The organism is Hoeflea sp. EC-HK425, from assembly GCF_902498795.1.
GTDB lineage: Bacteria > Pseudomonadota > Alphaproteobacteria > Rhizobiales > Rhizobiaceae > Hoeflea > Hoeflea alexandrii.
The window spans coordinates 3,693,948-3,707,143 of record NZ_LR701572.1; the positions used below are offsets into that span (position 1 = coordinate 3,693,948).

Here is a 13,196-nt window from a genome sequence, read left to right on the forward strand (position 1 = left end):
ATTTTGGAGAAGATGGTCCGCGCCGTTTGGCGGCGCGGACCCGAAACCCGACTACCTGACCGGAACCGGAGGAAGCGCTGCGGCGGTCACCGTTCCATCAATGTTGGCTTTCAACTGTGCGTCGACAAGCTCCTGGGTCCACTGCCAAGAGGCGATCTCGTCGTCGCCGACAGCAGCAATCCATTGGTCGCGGGCATCATCGCTCACCACCACAGGCGGAAAGATCGTAGTTCGGGGAATGTCCTGCCCGTTGTGGATACTGATGGCAGTAAAGAGTGCGGCAACACCCTGGCCTGGATCGGACATGACCGCGACCGAGCCCGGCGCGCCATTGCCTTCGCCCCAGAATTTCAGCGCACGTCCGCTTGGCGCGAACGCGACGACCGGGACAGGACGTCCGGCAGTCTGAAATGCCTGGACCGCACCCAGCCCTTCACCGCAACCGATCACCCCGTCAACCTCCGGCAGACTTGCGATGGTGCCGAGCAAAGCTTCCTGCGCCTTGGCGCTGTCACAGAACGTGAAGAATTCACCTACGACTTTCACGTCGGGATTTTCCTGCAGCAACCCTATCTGGACATCGTACATTTCGATCTCGGGAGGTGATCCCTGAACACCGCGGGCGATGATGACATTGCCCTTGCCACCGATGCCGTCGATGACGGCCTGCGTCGACAGGCGCGCCCAGTCGCCGAAGCTGTTGGTGACGATGTGAACGCACTCAAGATCCGTCGAGCTGTCAAAGACAACGACAACGATCCCCATCTCGCAAGCCTGATGGAGCGTGGGGTTGAGTGCCGTCGGAGACGCGGGATTGACGAGAAGGATGTCCGGCTCATCGAGCAGAAGCGCCTTGAGCTGCGCGATCTGTTCCGTAGCCGAGTTCTCGCCCGGTGCATTGGACACCTGGAACGAGGCGATCAGTCCATCAGCCTCGGCCTTGGTCGCAGCCTCTTCAAACGCAGTGATCATTGAACGGCGCCAGGCATTGCCCAGAAAGGCGTTGCTTAGCGCCACGGTGGGCTTGTCCGCGGCAATGGCGGGTGCAGCCACAAGGGCCGGCGTAGCGGTCACAACAGCAAACAGCGTTGCAGCGAATAGATTTTTCAAAGTTCTTCCTCCCAGAATGTTGAGTGACAGCTCCATCCTCCGATAGACGTCACCTCATTAACAGGTTATACCAGTTTTATCCGGATGCAAGAGCGAGTCTGCGAATTCGTGCGCGGCCCGCACATCCGGGGCAACAAGTGGCGTCATCGCAGATTGAGTCAGTCCCGCAGCGAAGCCGATGATGATGGAGGAGAGCACAGCTTGGATTCGACAACCCGTCAGATCTTCGAAACCGGAACGACCGAAACCCGAGTTGCCCCCAGACTGGTGCAGGCAGGCAAGCTGTCAGCGGTCATCGACGACGGTGCATTGAGGCGGATTGCGCTGGGTCCGGTCGAAGTCGTCCGCCAGATCGACTTCCCAGTCCGGGACGAAAATTGGGCGACTTTTCCGCCACGCGTGATTTCCGAGAGGCTTGACGTGACCTCGGGCGGGTTCCGCCATGAGCGTTGTTTCGAGCTGGCCGATGGTACCCTGACCTGCCGCGTCGTGTTTGAAGGACATGAAGACGGTACCGTTGCCGCCACGGGCGAGGCGACAGCCCGGCGTAACTTCCTCACCAATCGGACCGGGTTTACACTGCTGCACCCGATCTCCGGAGTTGCCGGCCTGCCAGTGACGGTGACAACACCGGAGGGCGAGCGTCTGAAAGAGACGATGCCGGATGCCATATCCCCGGCCCAACCGATCAGGAACATTGCCGGGCTGACGTTTGATGTTCACGGAGTGGGTCTCGACATCAGCTTCAAGGGCGACATCTTCGAGATGGAAGACCAGCGCAACTGGTCGGACGCGTCCTTCAAGACCTATTCACGGCCGCTGATCGAACCGTTTGCCTATGAAATAAGTGCCGGTTCAACTGTCCGGCAGGAAATCCGGCTGAGGATTTCAGGATCACCGGCCGCATCAACATCTACCGAACCGCAGGCGATCAGGATAGGTCCATCACTGACGGAGCCGCTTCCCGAGATGCTTCTCGCAACGCGGGGCGAGTGGCTGCCGACAAGCCATGAAGCAGCAGTTCTGGCGTCCGGCCAGTTTACGTCCCTGCTGTTGCGCACCACGCCGCACACTGCTGACTCGGACGTCGAGGGCGCCGCACACGCATTGGCCGCAACTGCCGGATCGCTGGACCTGGAAATCGTTCTGGATGACGATACGCCCGCCTGGCCGCAGCTTGAGCGGGTTGCATCAGCCTGTCGAGCCCAAGGCGTTGCTCCGCGGCACATTATCGCCCTGCCCTCGGCCTATCTCTCAAGCTATCAGCCCACAGGCCGTTGGCCTGAGGGAATGTCGCCGCTTGATGCCAGCCAGGCAGCACGCAAGGCTTTTCCCGAGGCCAGGTCCGGCTGCGGCATGCTGACAAATTTCACGGAATTCAACCGCTGCCGTCCCATTGACGAAACGGCTGATTTCTTCACCCACGGGAACTCGGCAACCGTCCACGCCGCCGACGACTGGAGCGTGGCGCAAACCCTTGAAGCCCTACCGGATATTTTCGCCACCGCGCAGGAGATTGGCGGCGACCTCGGCTATCGTCTCGGATTGACCGCGATCGGCATGCCCTCGAACCCCTACGGCAGTGCCGTCTCGCCAAACCCTGAGCAGACCAGGCTGACAATGGCAACATCGGACCCTCGAGCCCGTGCACTATTCGGGGCGGCCTGGGCGATCGGGGCACTTGCAAAGACCGAAGGTTTCGGCATCGAGGCAATCGCCCTGGCTGCGCCGGCCGGGCCGTTTGGAGTTGTCTCCCGGGCCGGGACTGTTGCCCGCCCCTGGTACGACGACCACCCCGAGGCTGTGGTCTATCCCATCTTTCATGCCCTTCGCTTTGTGGCCGCGGGAAGCCAACGTTTTCGAGTGTTGGGGGGATCGGCCGGATTGGCTGCCATCGCCTTCGCTACCGCCACCGCAACGCGACTGGTGATTGCAAACCCCAGCCCGGAGCAGCAACGGGTCCGTCTGGCAGAAACAGGCCGGGCAGCAATCCTCGATACCAGCAGCTTTGAAGCGGCTGTCAGAGATCCGCAGTGGTTCGAACACGCCAGTACGCAACTGGTGTCCAGTTCCATACTCCTCAACCCATGGGCGATTCTGTTTGTCGAGACAGACGTCGCCGCAATACCAGCAAAGTGAATGCCGATGCCTGACCCAGTTCGTATTGAGGCCGATTACCTGATTGAAACAGCCTTCGACCCCTCTGAGGCGGCAGCAATCATGGCGGGGGAACAATCCTCGGGCACCTTCGTTGCGGTCCCGGGCGAAACACCGGAATTGAAGGCCCGCTCGGCAGCAAGGGTCGAGACGTTGCGGATCCTCGATGAAGTTCCCGCACCGTCGCTTCCGGGTGCATGTACTCCGTCCGGCTCAAGGCCGGTCTACCGGCGGGCCTTCGTGACCCTGTCCTGGCCGATAGATAACATCGGGCCGTCATTGCCAAACCTGGTTGCAACGATTGCCGGCAATCTTTTTGAGTTGAAGGCCTTTTCAGGCCTGCGGCTTCTCGACGTCAGGCTGCCAGGCGCCTTTGCCGAGAAATATCGCGGCCCGAAATTCGGGATGGACGGCACCCGCGAGCTCTCGGACGTTCACGGCCGTCCGCTGATCGGTACCATCATCAAGCCAAGCGTCGGGTTGTCAGCCGAGGCCACCGGCGATCTGGTCGGCGTGCTCGCAGACGCCGGTATCGATTTCATCAAGGACGATGAATTGCAGGCGGATAGTCCGGCGTGTCCGTTCGAGGACAGGGTTGCAGCCGTCATGAAGGCCGTGAACCGGGCGGCGGACAAGACAGGCAAGAAGACCATGGTGGCCTTCAATCTCACCGGAGAAATCGACGAGATGAAACGCCGCCATGATTTTGTCTTGGGCCAAGGCGGAACATGTGTGATGGCCAGCCTGATATCGGTCGGCTATGCCGGCATCGTGGAGCTTGCGCGCCACACCGAGTTGCCGCTGCATGCACATCGCAACGGCTGGGGAGCGCTCACCCGTGCGCCGAGCCTAGGGTGGTCATTCACCGCCTGGTCGAAGCTCTGGCGGCTCGCCGGTTGCGATCATCTGCACGTCAACGGACTTGCCAACAAGTTCAGTGAGCCCGATGACAGCGTGATCGCTTCTGCCCGGTCCCTGCATGATCCGCTGTTTGAACGCGCGCCGATGAACGCGGTCCCGGTGTTCTCGTCTGGCCAGACCATCCGGCAGGCCGCCGGCACCTGGGCAGCGCTCAGATCACCCGACCTGATCTTCACCGCCGGTGGCGGCGTGGTGGCGCACCCGATGGGGGTCGCCGCAGGGGTTGAAGCGATGATTGAGGCATGGGACGCGGCCATGTCGGACGTCGCAATCGAAACTCAAGCTGAGGGCAGCCCGGCGCTCGCGGCCGCGCTTGATGCCTATCCGGCGTAAGGACGATCCAGTGGCAGATCCCATACTGGCCTTCTATGGCGATGATTTCACCGGATCTTCCGCCGTTATGGAGGTATTGTCGTTTGCCGGCATTCCAACGGCAATGTTCCTAGAGCCACCGAGTGCCGAGGATCTTGCGGCTTTTCCGGGTCTCGCCGCGATGGGGATCGCCGGAGTGGCGAGGTCGCGTGATCCAGCCTGGATGGAGGATAACCTGCCAGCGTCGTTTGCAGCCCTGACTGATTTCGGTGCGCCGATCGTGCACTATAAGGTCTGCTCCACTTTCGATTCATCGCCGACACGCGGATCGATCGGCAAGGCCATCGACATTGGTGCGCCGATTGCCGGCGGCGCCTGGCACCCCCTGATCGTCGGCGCACCGGCCATCCGCCGCTACCAGGCCTTCGGCAACCTGTTCGCCGGGACCGACGACGATGTCTATCGGCTTGACCGGCACCCGGTGATGAGCCGGCACCCCGTCACTCCGATGCACGAAGCTGATGTGAAGCTGCATTTGTCGCGCCAGACCTGCCGCAATATCGGACTGGTCGATCTTGCGAGCATTAAATCCGGACGAACCGACCATATTCTGGCGGAGCAGATCAAGGTCGGCGCCGAGATCATCGCGATCGATGTTCTCGACGACCAGACGTTGGCTGAAGCCGGTCGGTTGCTGTGGAACGAGGGTCGCGGTCCGGTCCTTGCGGTCGGATCTCAGGGGGTCGAGTACGCGCTGGTTGCTCATCTGCGCGCAATCGGGAGGATCGCCCCGACTTTCGAGCCGCCACAGCTCGCGGCGGTGGACCGGATATTCTGCGTGTCAGGTTCTTGTTCCCCGATCAACAGTGCTCAGATCGCAGCCGCAGAGGCGCAAGGCTTTTTCATCATTGATCTCGACGCGACACGCGCCCTTGACCCGGCAGAATGGAATTTCGCTCTGGACCGGGCGCTGCAGATGTCCCTTGCAGAACTTGCAAGGGGGCGCGATGTGATCGTCGCCACCGCACGCGGTTCGGACGCTTCGTCCCTCCGCCTCAAGGAGGCAATCACAAGCTCCGGAAGCTCCGCGGCAGTGGTCAACGACAGGATTGGTGCAGGTCTGGGGAAGCTGCTTGCCGATGTTCGATCGAGGACGAAGTTGCGCCGCGCCGTGGTTGCAGGCGGGGACACGTCGGGGCATGCAATGACCGCGCTTGGGTTGACGGCCTTGTCAGTGGTCGCTCCCCTTGCACCGGGCGCACCGGTTTGCCGTGCTCATTCCCGCGACGCGGCAATCGATGGGTTGGAGGTGACGCTCAAGGGCGGACAGATGGGAACCCGCAATTTTTTCATCCAGGCAAAAACCGGGCTCTAAGCTGCCTTCTTTCGCCGTCAAAGCGGAATCGGTTCCACCGTGCTCTGTGCTTGCCGCAACCGGCGGCGCACACCTCACTCAGCCATCAGCACTTCGACCCTGCGGCGTTCGAGTTCCTTGGCGTCGGCATCCGATGTTCCATCATCGGTGACGAAGGTATGCACCGGCTCGAGAGCCCCGAGACGGGTGAACGAAGTAAGTTGATCTTGGTCGAGTCCGCCACGAGGCAGACATTGCTTGCCGCCTTGACCATCGCACCACGGTTCATCTTGCCATGGAAGCGGCGGTGAAGACTGGCCGCCGGACACACGCAGGACCCACTTCGAACCACTGATGGCAACCGACGTTGCAGATACTGTTCACACGACTTGGAAGCAAGCCATACGGCGCGCTTGCAGCTACACCCTTGAGCGGTCCCGGTTAGGGACGAAGCCGGTGACCATGATTCTGAAACAGTGTTATTGCTCAGTCCGCGCCACGCGCCATATCGCGGGGTCGCACGAACCCCTTCTGATAGACATACACAGCGATACCGACGGTCACGCCAACAACATCGGTCAGCCAGCCGGCGTCAATCATCGTCAAACCTCCCGCGAGCAGAACGATCCGTGCCACGTTGTTTGCGCGGTCAAAAAACCATCCCTGGACAGCAGCCGACAGCAGATAGACACCCACGGCCGCAGTCGCCGTGACGTGGATTGAGTCAACCCAGCTTCCCTGCAGCAGCATCTCGTCGGAAAGGTAGAACATGTAGGGCACAATGAACGCCGCAAGCCCGAACTTGAAGCTCTCCACACTGGTCTTGAGCGGATCCGAGCCGGAAAGCGCTGCCCCTGCATAGGCCGCGAGCGCCACCGGTGGCGTTATGGCCGAAATCACCGCGAAGTAGAAGATGAAGAAATGCGCCGTAAGCGGTTCGATCCCAAGGTTGATCAGGCCGGGTGCCATGACGCTTGCGGCAACCACATAGGCGGCAGTCGTTGGCATGCCCATGCCAAGCACGATGGAGACGAGCATCGCAAAGACAAGCGCAAGGAACTGGCTGTGTTCTGCAAGTCCGAGCAGCACCGCGGAGAACCGCGATCCGATTCCGGTGAGCGCGATAACCCCGACAATAATGCCGGCCGTCGCACAGACCGCAACCAGTTGCAGCGCCATGCGTGCGCCCAGTTCCAGCGCCCTGAACAATTGCTTCGGCCCCATGCGATGTGGCGTCAGCCAGGAGACTACTGCAGCCGAAACCATCGCCAGCGTGCCGCATCGGATAACCGAATAGCCCGAAAGCAATGAGCCTATCAGCACGATAATTGGGGTGAACAGATAGACCTGCTTCAGGAGTTTGCCGAATTTCGGCAGGTCGGCCCGAGGCAGACCGACCATGCCGTATTTCTGTGCCGCCAGATCGACCATGAAGAAGATCGAAAGAAAATAGATGACCGCCGGAATAATGCCCGCATAGACGATGTTGATGTAGGGGATGCCGGTGATCTCGGCCATGATGAAGGCGCCCGCCCCCATGATAGGCGGCATGATCTGGCCGCCCGTCGATGCAGCGGCCTCGACCGAGGCGGCCGTCTGCGGCTTGTAGCCAACCTTTTTCATCATCGGGATGGTCAGACTGCCGGTGGCGACAACATTGCCGGCGGAAGTTCCGTTGATCATCCCCATCAGGCCGGATGCAAACACGGCAACCTTGGCCGGTCCACCGCGCTTGTGACCAGCGGCCGCAAAGGCGAAATTGACGAAATACTCACCGACGCGGGTCGCCTGCAGGAAAGCCGCGAAGATCACGAAAAGGATGATGTAGGTCGACGAGATGGCGATGGGAGCGCTCAGGATGCCGTTGTCGGTAATGATGTAGGTGAAGAACCGCTTCGCATCATAGCCCCGATGGTAAAGGATCCCGGGCAGCCAAGGCCCGAGAAAGGCATAACCGACAAAAACGCTGGCAATGATGACCAGCGCCATGCCGGCAAGACGGCGGGTCAGTTCGACCACCAGCACCACGCAGGTGACGGCCGCCCACATGTCCGACGGCAGCGCCATCGAGATACCGCCGCGCAACTGCAACTGTCGCGAAAACAGGATGAGATAGGCGATGGCGCTGAATGTCGCCGCGACCAGCAGCACGTCCGCGAGAGAGATACGGTCTTTCAGCCGTACGGTAAAGAACCAGCCGTGCATCACGGCCAGTACGCTGCCGGCAAACAACGGGATGCCGTAGAAGCGCAGCGCCCAGGGCTGCCCCGCAGGCATGCCGGTCTGCATTACATTGTACCAGATGGCGATCATCATGGCGAAACCGGTAAAGACCCCGACCGCCGCCAGGGCCAGAACCGTATCTCCGACAAGATTGCGCTTAGAGACGTCTTCGTTCCGGGTGGCGCCTGCGGCGTAGATCATGAAACCGAGCGCCAACCCGCCTCCAATATGCGACAGGCGGTAGGCCCAGGTTTCGAGCGGATAGATGTTCATGACGTAGAGATGGAAGGCGGAATAGGCCACGCAAGCGACTGCCACCACCCACAACAGCGTCCCCGAAAAGACACGCTGGTTGAAGCCTACCGGTTCTTCATCGACGTGCGACACGGCCTCTGCGAGTGACACCTCGTGATGAACATCTTCTTTGGTTTGCTTCGGATTTGCGTCTGACATGGTGTGCCCTCCCACCGGCAGTGATAGTCTCGTCCCGGCTCAAAAAAACAGGGCGGAATGTGCAATCCCGCCCTGCTCCTGGTCCCCGGTCGACCGGATTATCCGGACGGATTCGTCAAGGCCCTACTTCAGTTCGTCGGCGATCTTGTAGCCGTTCTCCTCGAACCACTTGGCTGCGCCAGGGTGGAACGGCATGAAGGTGTTCTTGTCGAAATGCTCCGGCAGGGTCTCCGCTGCAGCCTTGTGGGCCTGCAGCATGCGCTCATGCTCTTCCATCGCCAGCTTGGTGATTTCGTACACCAGGCTGTCTGGCATGCTTTCGTGAACGATCGCGAAGTTCCAAAGCGAGACTGTCTCGACCGGATCCGGCTGGTCTTCATAGGTGTTGGCCGGAATCGTGAAGGCCGACATGGCAGGCTCGGCCTGGAGGAACATGGCGCGTTCCTCTTCGGTCATGCTTATGAAGACAACGTCATTCTCGACAGCGAGCTGCGTATAGGCGCCGTTGGGAATGCCTGCAGCATAAACGAATGCATCGATCAGGCCGTCCTTCAACTGTCCGGCGGTATCGCTGGCACCTGCGTAAGAGATGTTGACGTCCATGCCGGCCGCTTTGAAGTAACGCGGCCAGTAAGCGGCTGAAGTGCCGCTGGCCGGACCAACGCCGATCCGCCTGCCTTCCATGTCCTTGAACGACTTGATGCCGGAACTTGCCAGCACCGCTGCCTGCAGCGGGGTCTGATACATCGGGAACATTGCCCGAACCGCAGTGTGCTCGACCCCTGGCATGACTTCGCTCTTGCCGACCCATGCATCATAGGCCGGGCCCATGGTGACGAAGCCCATGCTCAAATCGCCTGTCTGGACCAACGTGACGTTCTGTCCGGGGCCGCCGGTGACCTCCACGCTTGCGTTGAGACCGAGCTTTTCGCTGATCAGGCCGGCAAAGCCGCTTCCATAGGCGAAGTAGGACCCGCCCTGGCTTCCGGTACCGAATGCCACAGTCTCGGGCCAGCCGGTCTTGTCTTGTGCGGCAGCCGAGAACGCGAAGCTGCTGGCGACCGCCAGCGCAATGACAGATTTGGTGATGAATTTCATGGCTCACTCCTCCCGTGAATACACCTTATGGTGTCGTTCAGGAGACGCTAACGCCTGACGATGCAGGCCCTCAAGAACCATCGATTATATAAAAATATCGACTAATCGCTAAGCTGTTTCCGCGATGGTTCCGATATTGCGCATAAGCAGCTCCATGAATGCATCGCGGGCCGGGTCCTTGGTATCCCGCATCCAGCAGGCTGCAAGTGCGAGTTTGTTGCGGATCGGGCTCTCCGGCATCCTGAGCGGCACAAACCGGACACCATCGACGCCGAGACGCGATGCCCAGCGCGGCACGATGGCGATACCCATGCCACGCCCCACCAGGTTGACGATCGTCTGCTTCTCTTCGGCAATCTGGACAACCCGGGCGGAGAGGCCAGCCTCGATGAACAGCTGCATGCTCAAGTCATGACTATGCGGCCGGGATTTCCTGTCCGGGACAATGAGCGGCTGGTCGGCCAACTGCTGAACGTCTACCTCCTCATACTCTGCCAGGGCGTGCCCTTCAGGGCAGGCCACGACTGCTGTTTCGTGGAAGAGCGGGTGAAACTCCAACCCCCGATCAGGGGTTTCTGGCGGGCGTACGATGGCAATATCAAGATGCCCGGACAGGATCTTTGGCAACAGCCTGATGGTCTTCTGCTCGATGAGCTGCACAACGATCTCGGGATGGAAGTCCCGGAACTGCGGCAGCAGCTGCGGCAACAACCCAGCCGCCGCGCTGTCAATCGCACCGATGCGCAGTGCGACGGCTTTCTGATTCTTGTGATCCCGAAGCCTGGTTTCGAGCCGTTCCACACGCGAAATTATCTCCAGCGCTTCGGGGAGCAGAATGCTGCCGGCTTCCGTCAGCGCTACATTGCGTGTTGTCCTAGATAACAAGCGAACGCCGAGCCGCTCCTCCAGCAGCCGGATCTGGCGCCCGAGCGATGCCGGCAACATTTCGAGGTGCTGCGCGGCTTTGCCGAAATGCAGCATCTCGGCGACCGTCACAAAACAGCGCAATTGAAGAAACTCCATCGACCCGTCCACTTACATTATTTCATTTATTTATATGATCATCGACGCATTGCCGCAACCAGCACAACTTGCGAGATTGGCGCCGCTAGCGAGCACCGTGGCAACGGTACTGATCGCTGTTTGATGGGGTGAAAACGGAAAATGGCTATGAAGACATACAGGATTGCGGCGATACCGGCTGACGGAATTGGCCCGGAAGTAATCGCAGCCGGACTTCAGGCTATTGAAACACTGGCGAAGCGTGACGGTGGCTTCACTCTTGATGTCACCCAATTCGACTGGGGGTCGGACCGCTACAAACGAACAGGCACCCTGATGCCCGAAGACGGGACCGAGCAACTGAAGAAGTTCGACGCCATCTTTTTCGGCGCTGTGGGAGCCCCGGATGTTCCCGATCACGTGACCCTGTGGGGCTTGCGCCTACCGATCTGCCAGGGCTTCGACCAATATGCGAATGTCCGTCCGACCAGGATCCTTCCGGGCATCAGTTCGCCGCTCGCCGACGTGGGACCCGGTGACCTGGACTGGGTTATCGTTCGCGAAAATTCCGAGGGGGAGTATTCCGGTCATGGCGGTCGTGCCCACAAGGGCCTGCCGGAAGAAGTCGGCACCGAGGTCGCGATCTTTACCCGCGTCGGCGTTACCCGGATCATGCGCTATGCCTTCAAACTGGCCCAATCGCGACCGCGCAAATTTCTGACAGTGGTGACGAAATCCAATGCCCAGAGGTTCGGCATGGTTATGTGGGACGAGATTGCCGCAGAGGTGTCCAGGGAGTTTCCGGACGTCAGATGGGACAAGATGCTTGTCGATGCCATGACTGTGCGCATGGTCAAGGATCCCAAGAGTCTTGACACAATCGTTGCCACCAACCTGCACGCCGACATTCTGTCCGATCTTGCAGGGGCGCTCGCGGGAAGCCTCGGCGTTGCTCCGACCGCCAACATAGACCCCGAGCGGCGATATCCGTCGATGTTCGAACCGATCCACGGCTCGGCCTTCGACATCACCGGCAAGGGCATCGCCAACCCCGTGGCAACCTTCTGGACTGCGGCGCAGATGCTCGAACACCTGGGCGAGAATGCTGCGGCCGACCGGCTGATGCGCGCGGTGGAAAAGGTCTGCGAGGACGGTACCATGACCCCGGATGTGGGCGGAACCGCCAATACACAGCAAGTGACCGACGCTGTGTGCGACGCGATCCGCGGCTCCAACATTTGAACAGGCGAGTATCGCCTGCTTCCGGATTGCCCGTCGAAAGAGCCGCCACGTGCTGAAATTCCCCGAGAATTTTCTGCTCTCCCTTTTTGAACGCGCAGTCGAAGTCGCTGACCCGATGCGCAGCCTGGCTGATCACCTGCCCAAGCGACCCGCTGGACGTTTGATCGTGGTCGGCGCGGGCAAGGCCAGCGCCCGGATGGCGGAAGCCGTGGAGGCCACATGGGGGGCTTGCGAGGGGATGGTCATCACCCGTTATGGGTATGGGCGGCCATGTCAGGGCATAGAAATCATCGAGGCGGCGCATCCGGTCCCGGATGCTGCGGGTGTTCATGCGACCCGGAGAATGCTCGATCTGGTGGGCGGCCTTGGTCCGGATGATTTTGTTCTGGCTCTCATCTCCGGTGGAGCCTCTGCACTGCTGACCGCGCCGATCGAAGGAGTGGGCTTTGCCGAAAAACAGACGGTGAATTGCGCTCTGCTGGCTTCGGGCGCGCCCATCGGCGAAATGAATGTGGTGCGCAAGCACCTCAGCCGGGTCAAGGGCGGGCAGCTTGCGGCCGCGGCGTTTCCCGCGCGGGTTCGTACGCTGTTGATGTCCGATGTCCCCGGAGATGACCCGGCCGATATCGGTTCAGGCCCTACAGTCGGAGACACCTCCCGCCCAGAAGATGCTCTTGCCGTCCTGAGCAAATGGAACATCGAGGTTCCGGCTTCGGTCACCGAGGCGCTGCGGGCAGGCAGCGGAGTCATTGCCCCCTCAGACAAACGCCTGAGCACGACTGAAAACCACATCTTCGCGGCACCTGCTCAATCCCTCTCGGCCGCAGCGGAAATGGCTCGGGCAGCAGGCTATGACGTCCGATTGCTTGGCGATGCCCTCGAGGGCGAGGCAAGCGATCTGGGACGGGAACACGCAAAACTGGCGACCGCCATAGCCCGTGACCGAGGCCCGGAGGACGCGCCGGTGCTGCTGCTCTCGGGCGGCGAACTCACCGTGACCCGTCGCGGTGACGGTATCGGCGGACCCAACGCCGAATATTGTTTGGCTCTGGCGATCGCGCTCGGTGGAGCACCCGGTGTTCATGCGATTGCCTGTGATACCGATGGCGTGGACGGATCGGCGGACATCGCTGGCGCGATCATCGGTCCCGAAACCCTTACGAAGGCCCGAATGATGGGCATCGATCCGTCCGCGGCACTGTCATCCAATGACGCACACGGCTTCTTCGGCTCTATCGGCGATCAGGTTGTGACCGGTCCGACTATGACCAATGTGAATGATTTCAGAGCAATCCTGATATTCTAGAGCCGGGTACAGCTTCAG

At 60.6% G+C, this 13,196-nt stretch carries 9 protein-coding genes; 5 read left to right on the plus strand and 4 right to left on the minus strand.

Annotated features, from left to right (window positions below; genetic code table 11):
• Positions 1–51: 51 nt before the first annotated feature.
• Positions 52–1,110 carry an ABC transporter substrate-binding protein gene (locus tag SPHINGO391_RS20385; protein WP_193217358.1) on the minus strand — a complete coding sequence of 353 codons (1,059 nt, stop codon included), beginning with the start codon at positions 1,108–1,110 and terminating at the stop codon, positions 52–54.
• A gap of 201 nt (positions 1,111–1,311) precedes the next feature.
• Here SPHINGO391_RS20385 and SPHINGO391_RS20390 point away from each other — a divergent pair, with 201 nt between their 5' ends.
• The 3 genes from SPHINGO391_RS20390 to SPHINGO391_RS20400 are packed head-to-tail and all read left to right on the plus strand — an operon-like array spanning position 1,312 to position 5,875.
• Complete coding sequence (locus SPHINGO391_RS20390) at positions 1,312–3,249, plus strand: hypothetical protein (protein WP_152010563.1); 1,938 nt, start codon at positions 1,312–1,314, stop codon at positions 3,247–3,249.
• A 6-nt stretch (positions 3,250–3,255) separates the two neighbouring features.
• A complete protein-coding gene (locus SPHINGO391_RS20395; protein WP_152010564.1) occupies positions 3,256–4,521 on the plus strand; it encodes a ribulose-bisphosphate carboxylase large subunit family protein in 1,266 nt (421 codons plus the stop codon).
• Positions 4,522–4,531: 10 nt separating this feature from the next.
• A complete protein-coding gene (locus SPHINGO391_RS20400; RefSeq protein ID WP_244615284.1) occupies positions 4,532–5,875 on the plus strand; it encodes a four-carbon acid sugar kinase family protein in 1,344 nt (447 codons plus the stop codon).
• 465 nt (positions 5,876–6,340) lie between these two features.
• Here the strand turns inward: SPHINGO391_RS20400 and SPHINGO391_RS20405 are convergent, their stop codons facing one another.
• From SPHINGO391_RS20405 to SPHINGO391_RS20415, 3 genes are all read right to left on the minus strand, one after another.
• Entirely contained in the window at positions 6,341–8,530 is a 2,190-nt protein-coding gene (locus tag SPHINGO391_RS20405) for a TRAP transporter permease (protein ID WP_152010566.1), read from the minus strand.
• 123 nt (positions 8,531–8,653) lie between these two features.
• Positions 8,654–9,628: a TAXI family TRAP transporter solute-binding subunit gene (locus tag SPHINGO391_RS20410; RefSeq protein ID WP_193217359.1), complete on the minus strand. Its 975-nt coding sequence runs from the start codon at positions 9,626–9,628 to the stop codon at positions 8,654–8,656.
• Between the two features lie 108 nt (positions 9,629–9,736).
• Positions 9,737–10,651 (minus strand): LysR family transcriptional regulator, encoded by a 915-nt coding sequence (locus tag SPHINGO391_RS20415; protein WP_152010567.1) that lies wholly within the window; start codon positions 10,649–10,651, stop codon positions 9,737–9,739.
• 147 nt (positions 10,652–10,798) lie between these two features.
• Between SPHINGO391_RS20415 and SPHINGO391_RS20420 the strand changes: the two genes are divergently transcribed.
• Both SPHINGO391_RS20420 and SPHINGO391_RS20425 read left to right on the plus strand, forming a co-directional pair.
• The gene (locus SPHINGO391_RS20420; protein WP_152011657.1) at positions 10,799–11,872 is read left to right on the plus strand and encodes a tartrate dehydrogenase; all 1,074 of its coding nucleotides are present in this window, start codon (positions 10,799–10,801) and stop codon (positions 11,870–11,872) included.
• A gap of 49 nt (positions 11,873–11,921) precedes the next feature.
• On the plus strand, positions 11,922–13,178 hold the full coding sequence (locus SPHINGO391_RS20425; RefSeq protein ID WP_152010568.1) for a glycerate kinase: 1,257 nt from the start codon (positions 11,922–11,924) through the stop codon (positions 13,176–13,178).
• The last annotated feature ends 18 nt before the right edge of the window (positions 13,179–13,196 follow it).